General features: G+C 75.9%; 20 protein-coding genes and 2 pseudogenes. 15 read left to right on the top strand and 7 right to left on the bottom strand.

Annotation, left to right across the window (positions count from 1 at the left end):
• Positions 1–447: 447 nt before the first annotated feature.
• The 6 genes and pseudogenes from Q0840_RS05085 to Q0840_RS05060 form a co-directional block, all read left to right on the top strand.
• Positions 448–639: pseudogene (locus Q0840_RS05085) on the top strand (response regulator transcription factor); the annotation flags it as partial.
• Positions 640–707: 68 nt separating this feature from the next.
• Complete coding sequence (locus tag Q0840_RS05080) at positions 708–1967, top strand: HRDC domain-containing protein (RefSeq protein WP_298457055.1); 1260 nt, start codon at positions 708–710, stop codon at positions 1965–1967.
• A gap of 91 nt (positions 1968–2058) precedes the next feature.
• Positions 2059–3333, top strand: coding sequence for a thiolase family protein (locus tag Q0840_RS05075; protein ID WP_298457053.1), 1275 nt, complete (start codon positions 2059–2061; stop codon positions 3331–3333).
• Positions 3333–5513: a 3-hydroxyacyl-CoA dehydrogenase NAD-binding domain-containing protein gene (locus tag Q0840_RS05070; RefSeq protein WP_298457051.1), complete on the top strand. Its 2181-nt coding sequence runs from the start codon at positions 3333–3335 to the stop codon at positions 5511–5513. Before Q0840_RS05075 ends, Q0840_RS05070 begins: the two co-directional genes overlap by 1 nt.
• Before the next feature lie 125 nt (positions 5514–5638).
• On the top strand, positions 5639–7258 hold the full coding sequence (locus tag Q0840_RS05065) for a PQQ-binding-like beta-propeller repeat protein (RefSeq protein ID WP_298457049.1): 1620 nt from the start codon (positions 5639–5641) through the stop codon (positions 7256–7258).
• A 246-nt stretch (positions 7259–7504) separates the two neighbouring features.
• Positions 7505–8494, top strand: coding sequence for a squalene cyclase (locus tag Q0840_RS05060; protein ID WP_298457047.1), 990 nt, complete (start codon positions 7505–7507; stop codon positions 8492–8494).
• A 7-nt stretch (positions 8495–8501) separates the two neighbouring features.
• On the opposite strand, the gene Q0840_RS05055 is transcribed toward Q0840_RS05060, so the two are convergent.
• Complete coding sequence (locus Q0840_RS05055; RefSeq protein ID WP_298457045.1) at positions 8502–8891, bottom strand: VOC family protein; 390 nt, start codon at positions 8889–8891, stop codon at positions 8502–8504.
• 111 nt (positions 8892–9002) lie between these two features.
• Between Q0840_RS05055 and Q0840_RS05050 the strand changes: the two genes are divergently transcribed.
• The gene (locus Q0840_RS05050) at positions 9003–9602 is read left to right on the top strand and encodes a YdeI family protein (RefSeq protein WP_298457043.1); all 600 of its coding nucleotides are present in this window, start codon (positions 9003–9005) and stop codon (positions 9600–9602) included.
• 43 nt (positions 9603–9645) lie between these two features.
• On the opposite strand, the gene Q0840_RS05045 is transcribed toward Q0840_RS05050, so the two are convergent.
• From Q0840_RS05045 to Q0840_RS05030, 4 genes are all read right to left on the bottom strand, one after another.
• Complete coding sequence (locus Q0840_RS05045) at positions 9646–9978, bottom strand: hypothetical protein (protein WP_298457041.1); 333 nt, start codon at positions 9976–9978, stop codon at positions 9646–9648.
• Positions 9979–10121: 143 nt separating this feature from the next.
• Positions 10122–10589, bottom strand: a complete 468-nt coding sequence (locus tag Q0840_RS05040) for an SRPBCC family protein (protein WP_298457039.1) — start codon at positions 10587–10589, stop codon at positions 10122–10124.
• 71 nt (positions 10590–10660) lie between these two features.
• Positions 10661–12553 carry a 1-deoxy-D-xylulose-5-phosphate synthase gene (dxs, locus tag Q0840_RS05035; protein WP_298457037.1) on the bottom strand — a complete coding sequence of 631 codons (1893 nt, stop codon included), beginning with the start codon at positions 12551–12553 and terminating at the stop codon, positions 10661–10663.
• Between the two features lie 64 nt (positions 12554–12617).
• Positions 12618–14753: a glycogen debranching N-terminal domain-containing protein gene (locus Q0840_RS05030; RefSeq protein WP_298457035.1), complete on the bottom strand. Its 2136-nt coding sequence runs from the start codon at positions 14751–14753 to the stop codon at positions 12618–12620.
• A 245-nt stretch (positions 14754–14998) separates the two neighbouring features.
• Here Q0840_RS05030 and Q0840_RS05025 point away from each other — a divergent pair, with 245 nt between their 5' ends.
• From Q0840_RS05025 to Q0840_RS04990, 8 genes are all read left to right on the top strand, one after another.
• The gene (locus Q0840_RS05025; RefSeq protein ID WP_298457033.1) at positions 14999–16087 is read left to right on the top strand and encodes a LacI family DNA-binding transcriptional regulator; all 1089 of its coding nucleotides are present in this window, start codon (positions 14999–15001) and stop codon (positions 16085–16087) included.
• A gap of 72 nt (positions 16088–16159) precedes the next feature.
• The gene (locus Q0840_RS05020; RefSeq protein ID WP_298457031.1) at positions 16160–17425 is read left to right on the top strand and encodes an ABC transporter substrate-binding protein; all 1266 of its coding nucleotides are present in this window, start codon (positions 16160–16162) and stop codon (positions 17423–17425) included.
• 119 nt (positions 17426–17544) lie between these two features.
• On the top strand, positions 17545–18639 hold the full coding sequence (locus Q0840_RS05015; RefSeq protein ID WP_298457239.1) for a carbohydrate ABC transporter permease: 1095 nt from the start codon (positions 17545–17547) through the stop codon (positions 18637–18639).
• Positions 18636–19556: a carbohydrate ABC transporter permease gene (locus Q0840_RS05010; RefSeq protein ID WP_298457029.1), complete on the top strand. Its 921-nt coding sequence runs from the start codon at positions 18636–18638 to the stop codon at positions 19554–19556. The genes Q0840_RS05015 and Q0840_RS05010 overlap by 4 nt, the downstream gene beginning before the upstream one ends.
• Positions 19557–19638: 82 nt before the next feature.
• Positions 19639–21087, top strand: coding sequence for a GuaB1 family IMP dehydrogenase-related protein (locus tag Q0840_RS05005; RefSeq protein WP_298457027.1), 1449 nt, complete (start codon positions 19639–19641; stop codon positions 21085–21087).
• Positions 21088–21094: 7 nt separating this feature from the next.
• Positions 21095–21802, top strand: coding sequence for a CoA pyrophosphatase (locus Q0840_RS05000; protein ID WP_298457025.1), 708 nt, complete (start codon positions 21095–21097; stop codon positions 21800–21802).
• 2 nt (positions 21803–21804) lie between these two features.
• Positions 21805–22692: an aminoglycoside phosphotransferase family protein gene (locus Q0840_RS04995; protein ID WP_298457023.1), complete on the top strand. Its 888-nt coding sequence runs from the start codon at positions 21805–21807 to the stop codon at positions 22690–22692.
• 186 nt (positions 22693–22878) lie between these two features.
• On the top strand, positions 22879–23790 hold the full coding sequence (locus tag Q0840_RS04990) for a DUF4349 domain-containing protein (RefSeq protein WP_298457021.1): 912 nt from the start codon (positions 22879–22881) through the stop codon (positions 23788–23790).
• Between the two features lie 4 nt (positions 23791–23794).
• Here Q0840_RS04990 and Q0840_RS04985 read toward each other — a convergent pair whose 3' ends face one another.
• Positions 23795–24307 carry a DUF1801 domain-containing protein gene (locus Q0840_RS04985; RefSeq protein ID WP_367183073.1) on the bottom strand — a complete coding sequence of 171 codons (513 nt, stop codon included), beginning with the start codon at positions 24305–24307 and terminating at the stop codon, positions 23795–23797.
• Positions 24287–24634 (bottom strand): annotated as a pseudogene (locus Q0840_RS04980) (DUF2200 domain-containing protein); the annotation flags it as partial. The pseudogene Q0840_RS04980 and the gene Q0840_RS04985, both read right to left, overlap by 21 nt.
• Positions 24635–24740 lie beyond the last annotated feature (106 nt).

The following is a 24740-nucleotide window of genomic DNA, read 5'->3' as shown; positions in this document are numbered from 1 at the left end:
AAGCGACGCGCCCGAAATCCTCACAGTGCGGGTGGCGTGTCCCGATATCACGGGAGAGACATCCCACCTGGCGAAAGTGTGACCACCGTGACCATCGAGAGCCTGCGCACCCCCACCCACGCCGCGCGTGTGGTGGCCCCCGCCGGACCCGCGCGCCGTCCGGCGGCGGGCGCCCAGATGTGCATCGTGGTCAACGAGCTCGCCGAGGGTGGCGGCACGACGCTGGTCGAGAACCTCGGCCGCCGCGGGTCGACCCGCGTCATCCTGCTCGCCCGCCAGGCCGCCCGCCGCGACGTCGTCCAGCTGCTCGCGGGCGGTCTGCGCGGCGGCGTGACCGCCGACCCGCGCCGCATGCAGGCCGCGTTCGCCCAGCGGGCGCTGCGCGTGCAGCAGGCCGAGGTGGCACCGGAGCCCGAGGTCGAGGAGGCGCCGGGGCGCGACCTGCCCGAGCTGACGGCGCGCGAGCTCGGTGTGCTCGAGCTCGTCGCGGCCGGCCGCACCAACCGCATGATCGGCGAGGAGCTCGGCCTGTCGGCGCTCACCGTCAAGAGCCACCTCGCGCGCATCTCGCGCAAGCTGGGCACTGGCGACCGCGCCGAGCTCGTGGCGATCGTCATCCGCGCGGGCCGCATCGCCTGAGCGCCGAGCCCCCGCGCCGCGCGACGGGTGCGCGCGGAGGCGACCGGCGGAGAGCCTACGGTTGCCCCATGGAGTCTGAGCAGTCCACCGCGACCGCGACCGACGTGGAGGCGGTGCCGCCGGAGCTCGACGTCGTCCCCCTCGTGCAGCCGGCCGACGGTGTCCCGCCCGTCCTGACCACGCCGGACGAGCTCGCCCGGGTGGTCGAGGCGTTCGCCGCGGGCACCGGCCCCGTCGCGGTGGATGCCGAGCGCGCGTCCGGCTACCGCTACGGGCAGCGCACCTACCTGGTCCAGCTGCGACGCGAGGGCGCCGGCACGGCGCTGATCGACCCGATCGCCCTGCCCGACCTGTCGGCGCTGTCGCAGGCACTGGTCGGCGTGGAGTGGGTGCTGCACGCCGCGTCGCAGGACCTGCCGGGCCTGGCCGAGCAGGGCATGCGGCCCAGCCGGGTCTTCGACACCGAGCTCGGCGCCCGACTGCTGGGCCTGGAGCGGGTCGGGCTGGCCGCGGTGGTCGCCGAGCTGCTCGGCCTGGGTCTGGCCAAGGAGCACTCAGCGGTCGACTGGTCCACCCGCCCGCTGCCGACCGAGTGGCTGCGCTACGCCGCGCTGGACGTCGAGGTGCTCGTCGAGCTGCGCGCCGTGATGGCCGACCGGCTCGCCGAGGCGGGCAAGGCCGCCTGGGCGGCCGAGGAGTTCGAGGCGGTGCGACTGACCCCGCCACCGCCGCCCCGGGCCGAGCCGTGGCGCCGGGTGTCCGGCCTGCACGCAGTCCGTGACGCCCGCCGTCTCGCCGTCGTGCGCGCGCTGTGGGAGGCGCGCGACCGCAACGCCCGCGAGCGCGACATCTCCCCCGGGCGCGTGCTGCCGGACGCCGCGATCGTGGCGGCCGCGCAGGCGCTGCCCCGGTCGGTCGAGGCGCTGTCCGCGCTGCCCGCCTTCTCCGGCAAGGGCGCCCGCCGGCGGATCACGGTCTGGCAGGCGGCCGTCCAGCGCGGGCTGGCCGTGCCCGAGGCCGAGCTGCCGTCGGTCCGCGGCCCGCGCAGCGACGCGCCGCCGCCGCCGCGCGCCTGGGCCGACCGGGACCCGGCGGCTGCCGCCCGCCTGGCCGCGGCCCGCGAGGTGGTCGCCGAGCTGTCCGACCGGCACACCGTGCCGGTGGAGAACCTGCTGCAGCCGGACCTGCTGCGTCGCCTGTGCTGGACGCCGCCGGACGAGCTCACCCCCGAGACGGTCGGCGAGTTCCTCGCCACGGGCGGGGCCCGCCCGTGGCAGGTCACCCTGACGGCCCCCCTGCTCGCCGAGGCACTGGTTACCGACCAGTAACATCGCCGGCGGACGGCTCCCGCCGGGACCGTCCGCCACCGGCGCCCGCTCCCCGGACGCCAGGACACCGCCGTCCACGCCAGGAGGTCCGATGCCCAGCGCATCGCCACGTACCGTCCGCCCCACCGTGTTCGTCGAGGGGGTGCGCACACCGTTCGGTCGAGCGCGGGCCGACGGGCTGTACGCCCACACCCGCGCCGACGACCTGGCGGTCAAGGCGGTCCGCGAGCTGCTGCGCCGCCATCCCGAGCTGCCGCCCGAGCGCGTCGACGAGGTCGCCATCGCGGCGACCACGCAGACCGGCGACCAGGGGCTCACCCTGGGCCGCACCGTCGGGGTGCTCGCGGGCCTGCCCCGCAGCGTCCCCGGGTACGCCGTCGACCGGATGTGCGCCGGGGCGATGACCGCGGTCACCTCGACCGCCGCCGCGATCGGCGTCGGCGCGCAGGACGTCGCACTGGCCGGCGGCGTCGAGCACATGGGCCGGCACCCGATGGGCTTCGACGCCGATCCCAACCCACGCTTCGCCTCCGAGCGTCTGGTCAGCGGCGACGCGCTGCTCATGGGCCGGACCGCCGAGAACCTGCACGACCGCTACCCCGCCCTGACCCGCGAGCGCGCCGACGCGTACGGCGTGGCGAGCCAGGCGAGGTACGCCGCGGCCCTGGCCGCCGGCCGCATCGCACCGGACCTCGTCCCGGTCGCCGTGCGGGACCCCGAGCGCGGCTGGGGACTGGCCACCGCCGACGAGCCGCCGCGGCCCGGCACGACGCTCGACGCCGTGCGCGGGCTGCCCACCCCGTTCCGCCCCGGCGGGCGGGTGACCGCGGCGACGTCGGCCCCGCTGACCGACGGCGCGGCGATGTGCCTGCTCGCCGCGCAGGACACCGCGGCCGAGCTCGGGCTCGCGCCGCGGATGCGGATGGTCACGTTCGCCTACGCCGGCGTCGACCCGGCCGTCATGGGGCTCGGCCCGGTGCCCTCGACCGAGCGGGCGCTGGCGCGGGCCGGGCTCGGCATCGACGACATCGGCCTGGTCGAGATCAACGAGGCGTTCGCCGTCCAGGTGCTGGCGTTCCTGGACGCGTTCGGGATCGACGACGACGACCCGCGCGTGAACCCGGACGGCGGGGCGATCGCCGTCGGGCACCCGCTCGCGGCGTCCGGCGTGCGGCTCATGACCCAGCTCGCCCGACACTTCGCCGCCCGGCCGGACGTCCGCTACGGGCTGACCACGCTGTGCGTGGGCCTCGGGCAGGGCGGCTCGGTGGTCTGGGAGAACCCGCACCACCGCGACTACGACGGCCCGCGCCCGGCCGCCTCGGGCACCACCTCCCCCGCCGCGACGACGCAGGAGCAGCGCTGATGACCACGCCCACCACCCCGGCCACCGCGACCACCTCGGCCGGCTCAGGCCCCCCGGCGGGCTCGGGCGCCGCGACCACCCCACGACCGGAGCGGGTCGCCCGGGCGCTGGTCCGCGACGTCGCCCTGCCCGGCGGCGCCGGGACGCTGGCGCTGGTGACCATCGACAACGGCCTGGACCACACCAAGCCGACGACGCTCGGCGCGGCCGGCATGGCCGGGATCGCCGAGGCGCTGGAGGGGGTCCGCGACCGGGCCGCCGCGGGCGAGGTCGTCGCCGTCGGCGTGACCGGCAAGCCGTACTACCTCGCCGCCGGAGCCGACCTGACGGCGGTCGCCGCCATCGCCGACCGGCGCGACGCGCGCGCCATCGCCGAGCTCGGTCACGCCGCGCTCCGGCTGCTCGGCGAGATGGACGTGCCCACGTTCGCCTACATCAACGGTGCCGCCCTGGGTGGCGGCCTGGAGCTGGCCCTGCACTGCACGTACCGCACCGTCGCCTCGGATGTGTCGGCGATCGCGCTGCCGGAGACCTTCCTGGGCCTCGTGCCCGGCTGGGGCGGGTGCTCGCTGCTGCCCCGGCTGATCGGCCTGCGCCCCGCGCTCGACCTGATCCTGACCCGGCCGCTGGCCAACAACCGGATGACCACGGCCGCGCAGGCGGTTGAGATGGGCGTCGCCGACGTGCTGCTGCACCCGGCCGACTTCCTCGAGCAGTCGCTGGTGTGGACCGCCGACGTGCTCGCCGGGCGGGTGGCGGTCCGTCGTCCCGAGCCGGAGGACGACGCCTCCTGGGACGCCACCATCGCCGCCGCGCGGTCTCAGCTCGACGCCCGGCTGCACGGTGCCCGGCAGGCGCCCTACCGCGCGCTCGAGCTCGTCGCCGCCGCGCGCACGGCGGACCGGGACACCGCCTTCGCCGCCGAGGACGACGTCCTGACCGACCTGCTCATGTCCGACGAGCTGCGCGCCGGGCTCTACGCCTTCGACCTCACCACCCGCAAGGCCCGCCGGCCCGCCGGGGCCCCCGCCGAGGACCTCGCGGTCCCGGTCCGCTCGGTCGGCATCGTCGGCGCCGGCCTGATGGCCGGGCAGCTCGCCGTGCTCATGGCGCGGCGGCTGCGGGTGCCCGTCGCGATGCGCGAGGTCGACGACGAGCGCGTCGCCGCCGGCCTGGCCGGGGTGCGGTCGCAGGTCGAGGGCCTGGTGAGCAAGGGGCGGCTGTCCACCGACGAGGGCAACCGGGTGCTGGCCTCGATCACGGTGAGCACCGACCTCGGCACGCTCGCCGGCGCCGACCTCGTGATCGAGGCGGTGACCGAGGTCATGGCGATCAAGCAGCGGGTGTTCGCCCAGCTGGAGGAGCTCGTCGGTGAGCACACCGTGCTCGCGACGAACACCTCGGCGCTGTCGGTCGGGCAGATGTCGGAGCACCTGCGCCACCCCGAGCGCGTCGTCGGCCTGCACTTCTTCAACCCGGTCGCGCAGATGCCGCTGGTGGAGGTCGTCCGCACCGGCCGCTCGTCGGACGGGGCCGTCGCGACCGCGTTCGCGGTCGCGAAGGCGCTGGGCAAGACGGCGGTCGGGGTCGGCGACCGCCCGGGGTTCGTGGTGAACCGGCTCCTGCTGCGCATGCTGGCGGAGGTGGCGGCGGCGGTCGAGGGCGGCACCCCGGTGCGCGTCGCCGACGTCGCGCTGCGGCCGCTGGGTCTGCCGATGAGCCCGTTCGCGCTGATCCAGCTGGTCGGCCTGCCGGTGGCCCTGCACGTGCTGCGCTCGCTGCACGAGGACCTCGGTGACCGCTACCCGCTGTCCCCGGGGCTCGAGCGGCTGTCGTCCGAGGGGCGCCGGGTCGTCCCCCGGCCCGACGGCCGCGGCGCCGAGCACGCCGTCGATCCCGACATCCAGGACGTCTTCGGCACGCCGGGGCGTCCGGGGTCGCTGGACGAGGCGGGCCTGCGCGACGCCGTGCTCGGGGGCCTGGCCGAGGAGATCGGGCTCATGCTCGACGAGGGCGTCGTGGGGTCACCTGAGCAGATCGACCTCGCGATGATCCTCGGCGCGGGGTGGCCGTTCCACCTCGGGGGCATCACGCCGTACCTGGACCGCAGCGGGTGGGCCGAGCGGGTGCTGGGCCGGCGGCTGCTGCCGCCCGGGGTCGCGGACGTGCCGCGGGGCTGACCTCCGCGCGCCTGCCGGGGCTGCGACGCCGGCCGGCGTGAGCGACGGACAGCTCGCTGCCCAGGGCCGCGCTCCACCGGCGTGAGCGACGGCCCGGCGTGCGGGAGCGCGGCTACGCTGATGGCATGCGCCGATCCCGGTCGCGGCCAGCTCCGGGCCTCGACGTGGTCGACGTCCTCCTCGTCGACGACGACGACGACGACGTGGCCGCGGACGAGGTCCGCGCGGTGCTGCACGAGCTGGCGCTGGAGGCGATGGCCCGGCGCGCGATGTGGGCGCGGGACCTGGGTCCGCTCCGGCCCGACGCCGAGGTCGGCGTCGACGTCGTCGTCGCCGGCCCGGTGCCCACGGGCCTGGCCCGCCGCCTGGTCGCCCGGTACCGCCGGCGGGCGGTCGCCGTCGGCGTGCTGGTCGTGCTGGTGGCGGCCACGACGGCGGTCGTCGACGCCCGCCGGACCGCGGCCCGGGTGGCGGCGTTCGAGGCGATGCCGGCGGTCCTGGCGCAGACGTCCGGACCGCTGGCCGAGGTGTGGCGCATCCCGGGACGGGTGGTGGGCGACGGGGACGACACGCTGCTCGTGGTCGACGACGCGGCGCTGCGGTCGGTGGACCCGGCGACGGGGACGACGACGTGGACGGCGTCGGCGGCGGCCGCGCGCGCGGCCGGCACCGGTGACTGCTTCGCTGTGGACGAGTCGCTCCGACCGGACCGGGCACCGGTCGAGGCGGGGACCGGACCCGGTGGTCTGGTCGCCTGCGTCGCCGGCGCGTCCCCGGACGGGACGGGGTCCGTGGGCGGGTCCGTCGGCGAGGCGACGACCGGCGTCGACGTGGTCGTCGTCGACTCCACGACCGGGCGCACCCGGCAGGCCGTCGCCGCGGACGGCGCCCTGCTGCTCGCCGAGCCGGTCGGCCGGGACCTGCTGCTGGCCACCGCGCTCCCCGACGCCACCGTCCGGGTGACCCGCTGGGACCTGGCGACCGGCACCCCGCGGTGGGACGTCCGCAGCCCCCAGCCCGTGCACCCCGCGGGTGGGACCCCTGCGGGTGGGGCCCCTGCGGTCGAACGTCGGCCCGACACGCTGACCGTCGGCACCTTCGCCGTCGACCTCGCGACCGGCGAGGCGGTCGACGCGCAGCGGGTGAGCACGCAGCCGTACCCGTATGAGCAGCACGTGCTCCCGGGCGGCGCGCGGGCCATCTGGGCGTGGCACCGCGAGGGCACCTCCGGCCGGGGAGCGGTCACCGGCGGCACCGCCGGTGCACGGTTCTCGCTGCCCGGCCCCCCGCTGGCACCGGCCGTCACGGACGGCTCGGGCGACTCGGTGCTGGTCGTGCGCACCGCCGGGCGGGACCGGCTGCGCGGGGTGGACCTGCGCAGCGGACGGACCCGGTGGTCCCTGCCGTACCCGGGCGCCCCCACGGCGGTCGCCACGGGCGTGGTGGACGGCGCCCTGCTGCTGGACGACGGCGCCACCGTGACCGCGCTGCGGGTCGGCACCGGCGAGACCGTCTGGCGCGCCCCGGTCGACCCGGAGGCGACCGGGGACGCCGCCGTCACGGACGGCGACGTGGTGGTCCTGCCGGTCCGCGCCGACGACGGCATCCTGCACCTCGCCGGGTACCGGGTCGCCGACGGGCGCGTGCTCTGGCGCACCCCGGCGCCCGCGGGCACCGTGTCGGTCGCCGTGGTGGACCACGGCCTGGTCGCGGTGACCGGGCACGAGGTGATCGGTCTGCGGTGACGGGCCGGCCCGGCAGCCGTGGGCGGTCATCGAGCCACGCCTGACCCGCACCATGGCGGCGGCCCACCGGGCCGCAGCACGATGGCAGCCATGACGACCCGTCTCACGCGGATCTACCTCAGCCACCCGCGCCGGACGGCTCCGCAGCGGCTGCGCACGATCCTGAGGCAGCCGGTGCCACCCGCCTGACCGCGGCTGCCGCTCCGGTCGCGCGGTCGTGTCGGTCCCCCTGGCTAGCGTGTCGACATGGCGATCGACGGCGCACTGCTCGACTGGCTGCTGGACACCGACCCGGCCCTGCGCTGGCAGGTCGAGCGCGACCTCGCCGGGGCACCGCCGCAGGTGTGGCAGGCGACCCGGGCACGGATCGCGACCGAGGGGTTCGGCGCCCGGCTGCTCGCCCTGCAGGACGCCGACGGCCAGTGGGCCGGTGGCGCCTACTTCCCCGCCGGGTTCGACGTCGACGGGCCCGAGGCGGCCGCGGACGCCGGGCAGCCGTGGACCGCGACGACCTGGACGCTCAACGCGCTGCGCGAGTGGGGGCTCGACGCGTCCGCGCTGGCCGGCACGGCGCAGGCGCTGGCCGCCCACAGCCGCTGGGAGTACGACGACCTGCCCTACTGGGGCGGCGAGGTCGACTGCTGCATCAACGGCTACACGCTCGCCAACGGGGTGTGGCTGGGCGCGGACGTCACCGGGATCGCGCGGTGGTTCGTCGAGCACCGCCTGCCCGACGGCGGCTGGAACTGCGAGTGGGTGGCCGGCGCGACCAGGTCCTCGTTCCACTCGACGCTCAACTCGCTGCGGGGGCTGCTCGACTTCGAGGTCGCGACCGGGGACCCCGACGTCCGCATCGCCCGCCGGGGCGGCGAGGAGTACCTGCTCGAGCGCCGGCTGCTGCGCAGGCGGTCGACCGGGGAGCCTGTCGGCCCGTGGGCGACCCGGTTCGCGTACCCGTTCCGCTGGCCCTACAGCGCGCTGAAGGCGCTCGAGCACTTCCGGGCGGCCGCTCAGCACGACGGCGTGGCGCCCGATCCGCGGCTGGCGGACGCCGTCGAGGTGGTCCGGGCAGCGCGCCGTGCCGACGGCACCTGGCTGCAGGAGCACCGGTACCCCGGCCGCGCGTGGTTCGAGGTCGACGCGCCGCCGGGTGAGCCGTCGCCGTGGCTGACCCTGTACGGCACCCGGGTGCTGGCCTGGTGGGACGACGCGCACGACGACGCCGTCGGCGGCTGAACCGCGCTCACCCCTCGGAGGTCACCCAGATGTGGTTGCCGTCCGGGTCGCGCAGCGAGAACAGCAGCGGGGCCCCCGGGGCCCGGGTGGGCGCGGGGTCCAGGTCCACGCCGCCGATCGCGGTCAGGCGGGCGTGCTCGGCCGGCACGTCGTCGACCTCGACGACGACCGCCGACCCACCCGGGCTGCCGCCCATCGGCGCGTTGAGCGCGAGCCGCGCGACCGACCCGGACGGTGCGACCTCGAGCCAGCGGCTCTCCCCGTCGGGCCCGAACCGGGCGTCGCCGCGGACCTCCCAGCCGAGCCGGCCGGTGTAGAAGGCCAGGGCGGCGTCCTGGTCCGAGACGGTGAAGATGGCAGTGGCGAGGTGGGCCCTCGAGGCCGTCGTGGTGGTCATCCCCGGTGGACCGGGCCGGCGGCCCGAACTCATCGCCCCGCGAGCCACGCCCGGCGCCGGTTCGGGACGGGGCACCTACCGGTGGCGCACGCGCTCTGCCAGGCTCGACCGATGGCCCCCAACGCCCCCCAGCTCCTCGTCGCCGACGTCGACGCGTGGCGGGCGTGGCTCGCCGAGCACGTGACGGAGCAGACCGGCGTGTGGCTCGTGCTGGCCAAGAAGGGGACCACCCACCCGACCAGCCTCACCTACGCCCAGGCGCTCGAGGAGGCGCTGTGCCAGGGGTGGATCGACGGCCAGGCCCGCACGATCGACGCGGCGACCTACCGTCAGCGGTTCACGCCGCGTCGCGCGCGCAGCATGTGGTCCCGGCGCAACGTCGAGCACGTCGCACGGCTGACGGCCGAGGCCCGCATGCAGCCCGCCGGGCTGGCCGAGGTCGACCGGGCCCGCGCCGACGGGCGGTGGGACGCCGCCTACGCCGGCCCGGCGACGATCGAGGTCCCCGCGGACCTCGCGACGGCGCTCGCCGCGAGCCCGGCGGCGCAGGCGGCGTTCGCCACGCTGAACGGCCAGAACCGCTACGCCGTGCTGCACCGGGTCGTGACGGCGGTGCGGCCCGACACCCGCGCCCGCCGCATCGCCCAGTACGTCGCGATGCTGGAGTCGGGACAGACGCCCTACCCGCAGCGCGGGCCGGCGCCCGGGTGATCCACGCGCCGCCCCTCCCGGCGACGGACGGGCCGGCTCGGCGCTACGGCGCGACCTGCAGCGGCCACACCTCGACCACGCCGTGGGCGACCGCGCACGGCGTGGCCGACACCATCGCGATCGCGTCCTCGAGCGTGGCCGCCTCCAGAACGGCGAACCCGGCGAGGGGCAGGCCGAAGGTCGCGAAGGCCCCGGGCAGCGTCGTGGTCCCGGCCGCGTCGGGGTTGCGCACCTGCACCGGAGCTCCGGCCGTGCCCATCACGACCCCACGTCGGCGGAGGTCGGCGTCGTGCGCGTGCGCCGCGTCCCGCACCTCGGGGGCCGTGCGCCGATAGCCCTCCGCATCGCCGTAGCCGATCGTCACGAACGTCGCCATGGTGCGCACCCTCCGCCGCCTCGTGACCCGCCGGTCGGCGGGCCCGTCACGGGGTGGACCGCCCGCACCCGCCGATCTCATCGCGGCCGGTCCCCTCGTCGCCGATCTCGTGGTGGCCGACGTGCTCGTCGCGACTCCCGCGCTCAGGCGCCGCCCCGAGCGATCCTGGCGATCGCCGCCAGGGTCGCCGGGATGCCCTCGTGCGCGGCGCGGCTCCGGTCGTCGATCTGCCGCTGCGCGTCCTGGCCGTACCGCTCGCGGAACGCCGCGAGGCCCGCGGGCAGGAAGGTCCACGACTCCGTGACGCGGGTCCCCTCGGCCGCCGGCGTAAAGGTGAAGCCCCACCGGACCCGGTCGCCGCCGACGACGAACGCGAACTCCCGTCCCCGGTCGGCGACCACCACCTGGCTGCGTGTCTCCCACACGCGACCGGGGACCTCGTTGCGGCCGGTGAACCAGGCGCCGACCCGGGCGTCGTGCCCCTCGTCCCACCAGCACCCGGTGCAGACCGGGCTCCACTGGCCGGTCCGCGTCACGTCCGAGACGAGGTCGTACAGCTCGTCGGGTGTCGCGGGGACGACGAGGGAGTCCGAGAAGGTCAGCGCGGTCACGCGACGATGGTGCCAGGCCGGCGAGCCGTCGTCGTCCGGCACGCCACGGCAGGGCGACCCGGCCGGCCGGGTCAGGCGGCGGGACCGGCCAGGGCGGTGAGCACGTCGCGTGCGACGTCCTGCGGGCGCAGCCGCAGCTGGCCCACGATCTGCTCCCGGGTCGCGTGGTCGAGGAAGCCCGACGGGATCCCGATGGACTGCACGGGTGTGCTGATGCCGGCCTCGCGCGCGCGCTGCCCGAGCAGCGCACCGACGCCGCCGTCGACCAGCCCGTCCTCGAGCGTCACCACGTGCGTGTGCTCTCCCACCAGCTTGACCAGCGCCGGCGGGACCGGCAGCACCCACCGCGGGTCGACGACCGTGACCCGCAGGCCGTGCGCCGCCAGCAGCTCGGCCGCCTCGAGCGCGGTCGGTACCATCGCGCCGATCCCGACGACCAGCACCTCACCGTCAGGACCGTCGCCCGGGCCACCGTGCCGGGCCAGCACGTCGACGCCGTCGACGGACTCGAGGGCCTCGATCGGGTCGGTCAGCGCACCCTTGGGGTACCGCACGACGCTCGGGGCGTCGTCGATGTCGACCGCGGCCCGCAGCGCCTCGCGCAGCGTCGTCTCGTCGCGCGGCGCGGCCAGCCGCAGCCCCGGAACGACCGAGAGCATCGCCATGTCCCACATGCCGTTGTGGCTCGCGCCGTCGTCGCCGGTGATGCCGGCGCGGTCCAGCACGAACGTCACGCCGGCGCGGTGCAGCGCGACGTCCATGAGCACCTGGTCGAACGCGCGATTGAGGAACGTGGCGTACACGGCCACCACCGGGTGCAGGCCCGCGAAGGCCATCCCGGCCGCCGACGTCGCCGCGTGCTGCTCGGCGATGCCGACATCGAAGGTCCGGGTCGGGAACTCGGCCGCGAACGGCGCCAGCCCGACCGGCGCCAGCATCGCGGCGGTGATCGCCACGACGTCGGGACGCCGTCGACCGATGGCGACTATCTCGTCGGCGAACACCTTGGTCCAGCCGAACCGGGACGGGGCGACCGGGAGCCCGGTCTCGGGGTGGATCTGCCCGACCGCGTGGAACCGGTCGGCGACGTCCTGCTCGGCCGGGGAGTAGCCGCGGCCCTTCTCGGTCATGACGTGCACGATCACCGGGCCGCCGAACGCCTTGGCGCGGCTCAGCGCGTGCTCGACCGCCGCGGCGTCGTGCCCGTCCACCGGGCCGACGTACTTGATGCCCAGGTCCTCGAACATGCCCTGCGGCGCGACGACGTCCTTGATGCCCTTCTTCAGCCCGTGCAGGGCGTCGTAGGCGAACCGGCCCGGCATGCCCGAGCGGTGCAGCGCGCGCTTGCCCCAGGTCAGGAAGCTCTCGTAGCCGCGCGTGGTGCGCAGGGTGTCCAGGTGGAACGCGAGCCCGCCGATCGTGGGGGCGTACGACCGGCCGTTGTCGTTGACCACGATCACCAGCCGCCGGTCGTGCCCCTCGGCGATGTTGTTCAGCGCCTCCCAGGCCATCCCGCCGGTCAGGGCGCCGTCGCCGATCACCGCCACGACGTGCCGGTCGGTCAGCCCGCGCACCACGTTGGCCTTGGCGATGCCGTCCGCCCAGCTCAGCGCGGTCGACGCGTGCGAGTTCTCCACGACGTCGTGCACGGACTCGGCCCGGCTGGGGTAGCCGGACAGGCCGTCGCGCTTGCGTAGCGCGGTGAAGTCCTGCCGGCCGGTGAGGAGCTTGTGCACGTAGGCCTGGTGCCCGGTGTCGAACACCAGGGTGTCCCGTGGGGAGTCGAACACCCGGTGCATCGCCAGCGTGAGCTCGACGACGCCGAGGTTGGGGCCGAGGTGGCCGCCGGTGCGCGAGACCGACCGGACGAGGAAGTCGCGGATCTCCTGGGCCAGCCCTTCGACCTCCGCCGGGCGCAGCCGCTTGAGGTCCGACGGGGACCCGATCCGGGTGAGCATGCCCATCTGTTCCTCCTCGTGCGGCGTCGTCGCCACACCGATGCCCTGCCGCCGGATGGCGCCCCCCAGTCTAGGTCGCCGCCGGCCCGGCCGTGCCCGGCGGCGCGGGGACCGCCCCGACCGTGGCCGCCGCCGCCCCGCCCGCACCGGCGTCGACCCGGACCGCGCCGCCGGCGTCCACCCCGACGACCGCACCGCGGGCGTCGACCTCGACCGCGAGCGGCCGGCCGTCGAGCCGCAGTCCCGAGACCCGCACCGCCCCGACCGGCGACGGCGCGACCGGCGTCACCCGTAGCGTTCCCCCGGGGACGTCGGGGTCCAGCCCCAGCGTCGCGGACAGCACCGCGACGGCCGCGGCGGCCGACCACGCCTGCGGCCGGCACGCGGCGGGGTACGGCACGAGGGTCGGGACGCTGCCGCGGGCAGCGCCGGAGTACAGCTCGGGCAGCCGGTACCCGGTCGCGTCCCCGGCGGCGAGCAGTCCGTCCACCAGCGCGGCGGCGACGTCGGTGTGCCCGCTGCGGGCCAGGCCGGCGACCGTGATCGCCGTGTCGTGCGCCCACACGGCGCCCCCGTGGTACCGCAACGGCCAGTAGCCGCCGGACGTCGTGGACATCGTCCGCAGCCCGTAGCCCGAGCTCATGTCGGGGGCACCCAGGCGCCGGGCCACCTGGCGCTCCTCGTCCGGGTCGAGCAGGCCGGTGCCCAGCAGGTGGCCGATGTTGCTGGTCAGCGTGTCCACCGGTCGCTTGTCGGCGTCCAGCGCGATCGCCGGGTAGCCGCCGTCGTCGTCGGCCACCCAGAAGCTGCGCCGGAACCGCGCGGCGAGGTCGGCGGCCCAGGACCGCCAGCGGTCCGCGCCCGGGCGGCCGAACGCCTCCAGCAGCGCGGCGCCGCCCAAGGCAGCCTCGTGCGCGTACGCCTGCACCTCGCACAGCGCGATCGGACCGGTGGCCAGCGACCCGTCGCGCCACTGCACCGAGTCCCCGGAGTCCTTCCAGCCCTGGTTCGCCAGGCCGCGTCCCGTGGTGTCGATGTACTCCAGGAACCCGTCGCCGTCGGCGTCGCCGTGGTCGGTCATCCAGTCCAGGGCGCGCTCCATGGCCGGCAGCAGTGCCCGGACCTGCTCGGCCGGCATCCCCCAGCGCCAGGCGTCGTGCAGCAGGCAGACCCACAGCGGGGTCGCGTCGACCGTCCCGTAGTAGACCGGCGGCAGCACCCGGCCCTCGCCGCCGAGGTCGAGCGGCTGGGCCCGCACCTCGTGCAGGATCTTGCCCGGCTGCTCGGCGGTCTCGGGGTCGGCGACGGTGCCCTGCCGGGCCGCGAGCACCCGCAGCGTCCCGGCGGCCAGCTCGGTGCCCAGCGGGAGCAGCATCCGCGCCGCCCAGATCGAGTCGCGCCCGAACAGCGTGAAGAACCAGGGCGCACCCGCGGCCAGGAAGGTGTCGCCGGGGGCGAAGTCCGCGGTCATCCGCAGCGTCGTCAGGTCGGCGAGCGCCTGGTCGAGCAGCGCGGCGAGCCGCCGGTCGTCGGCGGCGACCGCGGGCACGGACCACTCGGGCGCGGTCGCCACCGGCGGACCGACCGTCGTGGCCGCGGCCGTCACCGTGACGCCCCAGCCCACGGCCGTCGTCGCCCCGGGACGCACGACGACGTCCCACTCCAGCCGCGGCCGGGCGGGGTCGTCGGCGGTGATCCGCGCGCCGGGCGCCGTGAGGGTCACGCTCGTCCCGTCGGGGCCCGACCAGCGCACCGACCCGCCGTGCGCGGCGACGGCGCCGGGGAGCTCGCAGGTCGCGCGCCCCTGCTTGACCGCCTCGACGGCAGCCAGGTCGCACGCCACCTCCAGCCGCAACGTCAGCGTGACCGGCTCGCGCGTGGCGGCGGTGACCTCCAGGTCTTCGTGGACCTGCCCGGGGTCGACCCGGCGCAGGCGGCGCAGCTGCACGGTGGGGTCGGCGCCGTCCTCGTCGACCCCGCGCAGCAGGCCGAGCACCTCGACCGCGCCGGGACCGGCCGGCCCGCCGGCGATGGTCTCGGGCTCCTCCCCGTCCACCGTGAGCACGGCGCGGGACAGGGTCCGCAGGTCACCGTAGAAGTACCCCTGCGCCCCGCCCGGGCGGATCTGCCCGTCCGGGCCGGACCACGCCTGGCTCGGCGCCATCGTGGCCACCAGCAGGTCGTGCAGCAGCGGCTGACGCTCCATGGGGTCCCCCTCGTCCTCGACGCGTGACCGATCCGTGATGCGCACCTGCGCCGCTCGTCTTGACAGCACTCGACACGCGGATCCACTCTGACACTGTCATTGGATCGATCCAAGGCCCGCCACGGTAGCGGGTTTGATCGATCCAGAACAGCCGCACCCGTCCCGCTCCGCACCGGCCGGGCCGGCCACGCACAGCACCACCCGGTGACGAGGACGTCATCGGCCGCACCGGACCCGGAGGCGCCGTGAGCGACGACCGCCGTCCCACCCTGGCCACCGTCGCCGCGCGGGCCGCCGTCTCCCGCCAGACGGTGTCCAACGCCCTCAACGCCCCGCACCTGGTCCACCCGGAGACGCTCGAGCGGGTGCTGGGCGCCGTCGCGGAGCTGGGCTACCGCCCGCACGGCGCCGCGCGCCAGCTGCGCACCCGCAGGTCCGGGGTGGTCGGCCTGCGGCTGGAGCCCACCGCCGACGGCATCAGCGGCGCCGTCCTGGACCGCTTCCTGCACTCGGTCACCGAGCAGGCCCAGCTGCGTGGCTACCGCGTCATGCTGTTCACGGCCGCCGACGACGACGCGGAGATCGACCAGTACGGCGAGCTGGTCGACGTGCTCGGGGTCGACGCGTTCGTGCTGACGTCCACCCATCACGGCGACCCGCGCACGCGCTGGCTCAGCGCGAGCGACGTGCCGTTCGTGACGTTCGGCCGGCCGTGGGCGACCACGTCCGCCGACGACCGCGACCCGGCGGACGTCGCCGACCACGCCTGGGTCGACGTCGACGGCGCCGTCGGCACCCGCGCCGCCGTGGAGCACCTGCTCGACCTCGGGCACCGGCGCATCGCCTTCATCGGGTGGCCGTCCGGCTCCGACGTCGGCGACGACCGGCGCCGGGGCTGGGAACGGGCCATGCGCGCCGCCGGCGCGACCGGCGACGAGGAGCTGGACCGGCTCTCGATCAGCGTGGTCGACGGCGTGGGGACCGGCGTCCTGGCCGCCGAGCGGCTGCTCTCCCGCGCGCAGCCCACCGCGTTCGTCTGCGCGAGCGACTCCCTCGCGCTCGGTGCCCTGTCGGCGTCACGGACGCTCGCCGCGGCGGCGTCCGGGGACCAGCCCGCCGTCGTCGGCTTCGACGACACGCCCGTGGCCCGCGCGGTCGGCCTGAGCTCGGTCGCGCAGCCGCTCACCGAGGCGGCCGGCCGGGCCTTCGAGCTGCTCCTCGCGCAGCTGACCGACCAGCACCGCGCCGGCGGCGAGCCCGCCGACCGCGCCGTCCTGCTCAACCCCCGCCTCGTCGTGCGCGACTCCAGCGCGCACCGGCGCCCCCCGACCTGACCACCCGACCCTGACCCGGTCGCACCCGACCCGCGCTCGACCCGTCCATCCGCGCCCCTCAGGAGACACCCCATGAGCAGCCCCGCCCGCACCACCACCCTGACCGCCCTGCTCGCCTCGGGCGTCCTCGCCCTGTCGGCGTGCGGTGGCTCCGGCTTCGACGACGACCCGGCCGGTGACACCGGCGCCGGCGGCGACGACGCCGCCACCGGCGAGCTGTCCGTCCTGATCGGCTCCAGCGGCGACGCCGAGACCGACGCCGTCACCGCCGCCGTGGACGCGTGGTCGCAGGAGTCCGGCGTCGAGGCGAGCGTCAACGTCGCCACGGACCTCAACCAGGAGCTCGCCCAGGGCTTCGCCGCCGGCAGCCCGCCGGACGTCTTCTACGTGAGCACCGACCAGCTCGCCGGCTACGTCGCCAACGGGTCCCTGTACCCCTACGGCGACCAGGTCGCCGCGGCCGACGACTTCTACCCCTCGCTGCGGGACAACTTCACCGTCGACGGGGAGTTCTACTGCGCCCCGAAGGACTTCTCGACCCTCGCCCTGGTGATCAACACCGCGGCCTGGGAGGCCGCCGGCCTGACCGACGCCGACATCCCGACCGACTGGGAGGGTCTGCGTGAGGTCGCCCGGACCCTGACCACCGGCGACCAGGTGGGGTTGAGCTTCGGTCCGGAGTACCAGCGGCTGGGGGCGTTCATGGAGCAGGCCGGCGGCGGGCTCGTCGACGAGGACGGCACCACGGCCGTCGCCGACAGCCCCGAGAACGTCGAGGCGCTGACGTTCGTGCAGGACATGTACACCGAGGGCATCGTGCAGTTCCCCTCGGACATCGACGCCGGGTGGGGCGGCGAGGCGTTCGGCACCGGTCGCGCCGCCATGACCATCGAGGGCAACTGGATCGTCGGCGCGCTGCAGAACGACTTCCCCGACGTCGCCTACCAGGTCGTCCCGCTGCCCGCGGGCCCGGCCGGCCGGGGCACGCTGCAGTTCACCAACTGCTGGGGCATCGCCGCCGACAGCGACAACCAGGAGGCGGCGGTCGAGCTCGTGGACGCCCTGACCTCCACCGAGCAGCAGGTCGAGTTCGCCGAGGCGTTCGGGGTCATGCCGTCGGTGGAGTCGGCGGCGGAGGACTTCCGCAGCCTGTTCCCCGACCAGGTCGCCTTCCTGGACAGCGCCGAGTTCGCCGTCGGGCCGCCGACCGCGCAGGGCGCGTCCGAGGTGATCGCCGACCTCAACGGTCAGATCGAGGGCCTCGGCACGGCCGACATCACCAGCATGCTGGCCTCCGTGCAGACCAACATGCAGGCCGCCCTCGACTCCGCCGGCTGATGTCCACCGCCACGACCGCGCGGGTGCCCCGCCCGGCACCCGCGCCGGACGGCGGACGCACCCGCCGGTCACGGATCCACGGCCGCGAGGGTGCGGCCGGGTGGACCTTCATCACGCCGATGGTCGTGATCCTCGGGCTCTTCCTCGCCGTCCCCATCCTCATGGCGGCGTGGGTCAGCGTGTCGGACTGGTCCGGCCGGGGCAGCCCGCTGTCGTCCGAGGTGGACTTCGTCGGGCTGGAGAACTACCGGCAGCTCGTGGCCGGCGGCGGGCTCGCGACCCAGGACTTCGGCACGGCGCTGCGCAACAACGCCTGGTACGTCCTGCTGGTCGTCCCGCTGCAGACGACGCTCGCCCTGTTCCTGGCCGTCCTGGTCAACCGCAAGGTGCTGCGCGGCCGGGGGGCGTTCCGGACCGCGTTCTACTTCCCGTCGGTGACCAGCTCGGTGGCCATCACCGTGCTGTTCCTGTTCCTGTTCTCGGCGTCCGGGGCGGTCAACCGGTTCGTCGGCTTCCTGGGTGTGGACGGGCCGAACTGGTTCGCCGACGCACGGGGCGTGGTGCACCTGGCCCTGTCCGCGGTCGGCGTCGACAGCGGACCGGCGGCGCTCACCGGCCACGGCTTCCTGGGCATCACCTGGTGGGAGTGGCTGAGCGGTCCGAGCATCGCGATGAGCGTGCTCGTCCTCATGGCCGTGTTCACCACGTCCGGCACCTTCATGCTGCTCTTCATCGCCGGGCTCCAGCAGATCTCCGGGGACGTGGAGGAGGCGGCCATGATGGACGGCGCCACCGCCTGGCAGCGGTTCCGCCTCGTCACGCTGCCGATGCTGCGACCGACCCTGTTCACCGTGCTGACCCTGGGGCTGATCGGCTGCTGGCAGGTGTTCGACCAGGTCTACACCGCCACCCAGGGCGGTCCCGCCAAGACGACCCTGACCCCGGCGTACCTGTCCTACCAGGCGTCCTTCGAGCAGCAGGACTGGGGCCGCGGGGCCGCGATCGCGTTCGTCCTGTTCGGCATCATCGTCGCGTTCGCGGCCTTCCAGCGGTGGGTCCTGCGCGAGCGGACGACGGTCCCGCGGCGCCGGCGCTTCGTGCCGACCGGCGTCGCGGCCGCCACCAGCGCGCGTGGCGCGGGCGGCGCACCCGACTCGGGCGCCGCGGTGGCGGCCACCGACCGCCGCACCACCGAGCCGGAGGAGGAGCGATGACCGCCGCACCCACCGTCGCCGGCACCGGCGACCGCGCCGGTGCCGGTGCCGCCTCGGCCCGTGGGCCGGTGCGTCCGGACCGGTCCTCCCGGCGGCGCAGCCGGGGCACCGTGGTGGTCTACGCGATCCTGCTCGGCTTCGTCGTGCTGTACCTGTACCCGTTCCTGGTCCAGGTGGTGACCTCGTTCAAGACCGACACCGAGGCCGTGGCGTCGCCGCTGTCCCTCGTGCCGCAGACCTGGACGACGGCGGCGTACGAGCGGCTCTTCCTGCGCTCGGACTTCCCCCTGTGGTTCACCAACTCGGTCGTGGTGACCGTCTGCGTGACGCTGGGCCGGGTGTTCATCGACTCGCTGGCGGGCTACGCCCTCGCCCGGCTGCACTTCCGCGGCCGGGGTGTCGTCTTCGCGCTGCTGGTCGCGGTGATGGCCGTCCCGGGCGTCGTCCTGCTCATCCCGAAGTTCCTGGTGCTCAACCAGCTCGGCATCTACGACTCCTACGCGGGCCTGATCATCCCGCTGCTCGCCGACGCGGCCGGGATCTTCATCATGAAGAACTTCTTCGAGTCCATCCCGCGCAGCGTCGAGGAGGCGGCACGCATCGACGGCGCCGGGACGTTCCGGACCTACTGGTCGATCGTCCTGCCGATGGCCACCCCGGCCCTGGTGACCCTGGTCATCCTGTCGTTCCAGGGGTCGTGGAACGAGCTGTCGCACTTCATCGTCGCCGCGCAGTCACCCGAGCTGGCCACCCTGACCAAGGGCGTGGCCGGGCTGGCGGCGGGCGGCCTGGGGCAGGGCAGCCAGTTCCCGCTCAAGCTCGGCGCGGCGGCGCTGATGACCGTGCCGGTGGCGATCCTGTTCTTCGTGTTCCAGCGCCGGATCATGAACACCGTCACCGGGGCCGTGAAGGAGTAGCAGCGCCGGCCTCGGGGCCTGACGCCCCGGGGCCGCGCCCGGCCCTCGGGAGCGAGGCGCACGCGTCCGTAGACTGGCGCCCATGCGCTTCCTGCCCGGCCACGTGCCGACCTCCGACCTGACCTACGGCGACGTCTTCCTGGTCCCGTCCCGCTCGGAGGTCGCGTCCCGGTTCGACGTCGACCTGTCCACGGTGGACGGCACCGGCACCACCATCCCGGTCGTGGTGGCGAACATGACGGCCGTCTCCGGCCGGCGGATGGCCGAGACGGTGGCCCGCCGCGGCGGGCTCGCGGTCATCCCGCAGGACATCCCGAGCGAGGTGGTCGCCGACGTCGTCGCCTCGGTGAAGGGGCGGCACACCGTCGTGGAGACCGCCGTCGTCGTCGACCCGACCGACACCGTGCACACCGCGCTGACCCTCATCACCAAGCGCTCCCACGGTGCGGCCGTCGTCGTCGCCGACGGCCGCCCGGTCGGCGTGGTGAGCGAGGCCGACTGCGGCGGCGTCGACCGGTTCACCCGGGTCGCCGACGTGATGACGCCCGATCCCACGGTCGTCGAGGCCGAGGTGCTGACCGGGCCGGGCGGGCTCGAGGCCGCGTTCGAGCGGCTGCACGCGTCCCGGCGCCGCTTCTCCCCCGTGGTGCACGACGGCGCCCTCGTCGGCGTGCTGACCCGGGTCGGCGCGCTGCGCTCGTCGGTCTACGCCCCCGCCGTGGACGACGACGGCCGCCTGCGCGTCGCCGCCGCGGTCGGCATCAACGGCGACGTCCGGGCGAAGGCCGCGGCGCTCCTCGAGGCCGGCGTCGACGTGCTGGTCGTCGACACCGCCCACGGCCACCAGCGCAAGATGCTCGACGCCGTCGCCGCCGTCCGCAGCCTGTCCCCCGACGTCCCGGTCGTAGCCGGCAACGTCGTCACCGCCGACGGCACCCGGGACCTGATCGAGGCCGGCGCGGATATCGTCAAGGTGGGCGTGGGCCCGGGGGCCATGTGCACGACCCGGATGATGACCGCCGTCGGCCGACCGCAGTTCTCGGCCGTCCTGGAGTGCGCCGGTGAGGCACGGCGCCTGGGCCGGCACGTGTGGGCGGACGGTGGCGTGCGCCACCCCCGCGACGTCGCGCTCGCCCTGGCGGCGGGCGCCTCCCAGGTCATGGTGGGCTCGTGGTTCGCGGGGACCCACGAGAGCCCCGGCGACCTGCACGAGGACGGCAACGGCCGGCTGTACAAGGAGAGCTTCGGCATGGCGTCGGCGCGGGCGGTCGCCGCCCGCACCCGTGGCGGCTCGGCGTTCGACCGCGCACGCAAGGGCCTGTACGAGGAGGGCATCTCCAGCTCGCGGATGTACCTCGACCCCGAGCGGCCCGGCGTCGAGGACCTCCTGGACCGGATCACCTCGGGTCTGCGGTCGGCGTGCACCTACGTCGGTGCGGCGACCCTGGAGGAGCTCGCCGAGCGCGCCGTCGTCGGCATCCAGTCAGCGGCGGGCTACGACGAGGGCCGGCCGCTGCCCGCCGGGTGGTGAGCCCGGCATGACGGACGGGCCGGCCGCGCACCGGGACGCCGCCGCGCCCTCGGCGGCCACCGCACGCGAGCAGCTCCTGGCGCTGGCCGCGCGCGGGGTGAGCTGGCAGGGTCACCTGGGGCGGGTGGCCGGTCCGTCCGCCCGCCCGGCCGCGGTGCTCGTCCTGTTCGGCGTGCTGGACACGCGGCCGGGGCTGCACGCCGCCGACGCCGTCCCCGCCGACCTCGACGTGCTGCTCGTCGGCCGCGCCGCCACCCTGCGGCACCACTCGGGCCAGGTGGCCTTCCCCGGCGGCCGGGTGGACCCCGGGGACGCCGGACCCCAGGACGCCGCCGTGCGCGAGGCGGTCGAGGAGACCGGGCTGGACGCGGGCGGCGTCGACGTCCTGGGCACGCTCGGCGAGGTCGCCGTGCCGGTGAGCGATCACCTGGTGACCCCCGTGCTGGCCTGGTGGTCGCGGCCGTCCCCGGTCGGCGTGGTCGACGCCGGGGAGTCGGCGCACGTGTTCCGGGCACCGGTCGCCGACCTGCTCGACCCCGCGAACCGCCGGGTCACCGAGCACCGGACCGGCGGCGCGGTGTACCGCTCCCCCGCGTTCCTCGCCGGCGAGCACCTCGTGTGGGGCTTCACCGCGATCGTGCTGGACCGGGTGTTCGACGCGGTGGGCTGGACCGAGCCGTGGGACCGCCGCCGCACCGTGCCGGCGCCGGTCTGACCGTGGCGACCCGTCCGCCCGCCGAGGTCGACGTCACCGGCGACCTCGTGCGCGACCTGCTGCGCGACCAGCACCCCGACCTGGCCGGACTGCCGCTGCGAGTCGCGGCCAGCGGGTGGGACAACGCCGTGCTGCGGCTCGGGGACGACCTCGCCGTGCGGGTGCCCCGCCGTGCCGCAGCCGCCGAGCTGGTGCGCCACGAGCAGCGCTGGCTGCCCGTGCTGGCGCCGGCGCTGGCCGTCCCGGTGCCGGTCCCGGTGCGGGTCGGGGCGCCGTCCGGGCGGTACCCGTGGGCCTGGAGCGTCGTGCCCTGGTTCACCGGCCGCCCGGCGACCACCGTCCCGCCCGCCGCCCGCGGCGGGCTGGTGGCGCCGCTCGGCCGCGTGCTGGTGGCCCTCGGCGTCCCCGCGCCCGCCGGCGCGCCCCACAACCCGGTGCGCGGCGTGCCGCTGGCCACGCGCGACGACGCCGTCCGGGACCGGCTCGCGTCCGGCCACGTCCCCGACGCGGACCGGGTGCTCGACCTGTGGCGGGAGGCCGTCAGCGTCCCGCGGTGGGCCGGTCCGCCGGTCTGGGTGCACGGGGACCTGCACCCCGGCAACCTGCTGCTCACCCCGGACGGCGGGCTCGCGGCCGTCCTCGACTTCGGTGATCTCACCGCCGGGGACCCGGCGACCGACCTGGCCACGGCGTGGCTGACCTTCGACGCCGACGGCCGGCGCCGGCTGCGCCGGCAGGTCACCGCCGCGACCGGCGTGGACGACGCGACGTGGGCCCGGGCCCGCGGGTGGGCCCTGTGCATGGCGTCGGCGCTGCTCGCGCACTCCGACGACGACCCGACTTTCGCCGCGCTCGGCCGGGACGCGATGGCCCAGGTGCTGGCGGGCTGAGCGACCGCCACTCGCAGCGCACCGCGCTGCGCCCGGTCCGGCCCGTGCCCGTCCGGGGCGCCGACGAGGTGCCGTCGGGGCGCCGCCAGGTCACGGAACGGCACCGGATCGGCGCGGTCGGGCACGATCCGGTCACGGACGCCCCGGCCCGCCGGTGCCCGGGCGCCGGGTTCCTACGGTGGTCGCATGAGACGCCTCGCCGCCGCCCTGGTCCTGCTCGTCGCACTGCTCGCCGGCTGCACCGCCGCGGGCGGCGACAGCGCGAGCGGTGACGAAGCCGCCGTGGCCGACGGCGGCGGGCTGAGCGGTGCGGAGCCCGCCCAGGGCGGCGCCGAGGGTGGTGCCGCGGTGGACACCGCGGGCCTGGGCGCCCCCGTCGCGGACGAGCAGCGCCAGGTGATCACCGAGGGCACGGTGGTGCTCACGGTGGACGACCCGCGGGCCGCCGTGCACGACGTCGCCGCGCTCGTCGAGCAGTCCGGCGGGAGGGTTCAGGAGCGGGTCGAGCAGGCGGCCACCGAGGAGCAGCCAGCCTCCGCGCGCCTGGTGGTGCGCATCCCGTCGGACACCCTCACCCCGGTGCTGTCCGAGCTCGAGCGGCTGGGGACCGTGGAGGACGTGCAGCTGCGCAGCACGGACGTGACCGGTCAGGCGCAGGACCTCGACGCCCGCATCCGGGCCCTGCAGATCTCCGTGGCCCGGCTGGAGGACCTGCTCTCCCGCGCCGAGTCCACCGCGGACCTCGTCGCCGCCGAGAGCAGCCTGACCCAGCGGCAGTCCGACCTCGAGGCGCTGCAGTCCCAGCGTGCCCGGCTCGCCGACCAGGTCCAGATGTCCACCCTCGCGCTGGAGCTGCGCGCCGAGCCGGACGAGACGATCCCGGTGATCGAGTCCGCGGGCTTCTGGGGCGGGCTGGTCACCGGCTGGCGGTCGCTGGTCACCACGCTGTCCGCCGCGCTGCTGGTCACGGGGGTGCTGCTGCCGTGGGCGGCGCTGGCCGGCGTGCTGGGCGCGGTGTGGCTGGCCGCGCGACGCCGCCGCGTGCGTGGCCGGACCGGCGCCCCGACGCCGTCGTCCTCGGACGCGTCCGCGACGTGACCCGCTAGCCGCCGTCGGCGCCGGTCGTCGCCGCGTACGACCGGCGCAGCAGCTCCTCCAGCACGGTGAGGTCCACGGCCGCGACGTCCTTGAGGTACAGGCACGACCGGCCGGTGGTGTGCGGCCCCAGCCGCTCGAGCAGGTCGCCGTAGGCGTCGAACCCGTCCACCAGGTACACCGTGGTCGCCGCCTTGCGCGGGGAGAAGCCGACGGCGGCCATGTCGCCCTCGCGACCGGTGTCGTACCGGTAGTGGTACCGGCCGAAGCCCACGATGGACGGTCCCCACATCCGCGGCGGCTCACCGGTCACCCGCCCCAGGAGCTCGACCAGGGTCGCCGCGTCGCGACGCCGGACGTCGTGCTCGACCGCCGCGAGGAACCCCGCCACGTCAGCGTCGTTCGGCACGGTCGTCACCGCACGCCGGTCGCGCGACGTCGCGCGTCCGGTGGCCGCGTCGGTGCCGCCCGCCGCCGCGGGCCCACCGTCGACCTCACCGCCCCGCAGGACCGCCGTCATCCGCTTGCCGCGAGCGACCTCGTCGACCAGCTTGTCCAGGTAGCGGATCCGCTGCATCAGCGGGTCCTCGATGTCCTCCACGCGGTGCCCGCAGATCACCCCGGTGATCAGCGACGCGTGCGGGTTGAACCGTGGTGCCCGGGCGAAGAACGTCTCCAGGTCGACGTCGGCGGCCAGCACCTGCTCCAGGCCGGCCGCGTCGTACCCGGTGAGCCAGGTGATCACCTGGTCGACCTCGGCCTTGCTGCGCCCCTTGCGCTCCGCCTTGGCGACGTAGTGCGGGTAGATGCTCGCGAAGCTGGTGGCGAAGATCCGATGCCCCGTCATGGCGTGCCCTCCAGGCTCTCGTCCGGCCGGTCCCGTCCGGCCGGAGTGGTTCGGCCGGTGCGGTTCGACCGGTGCGGTTCGGCCGGTGTGGTTCGACCGGTCTCGT

This window comes from uncultured Cellulomonas sp. (assembly GCF_947494015.1).
In the GTDB taxonomy this organism is placed as follows: domain Bacteria; phylum Actinomycetota; class Actinomycetes; order Actinomycetales; family Cellulomonadaceae; genus Pengzhenrongella.
Note: the sequence above shows the minus strand (reverse complement) of the source record. Positions and strands in the feature narration are given on the sequence as shown.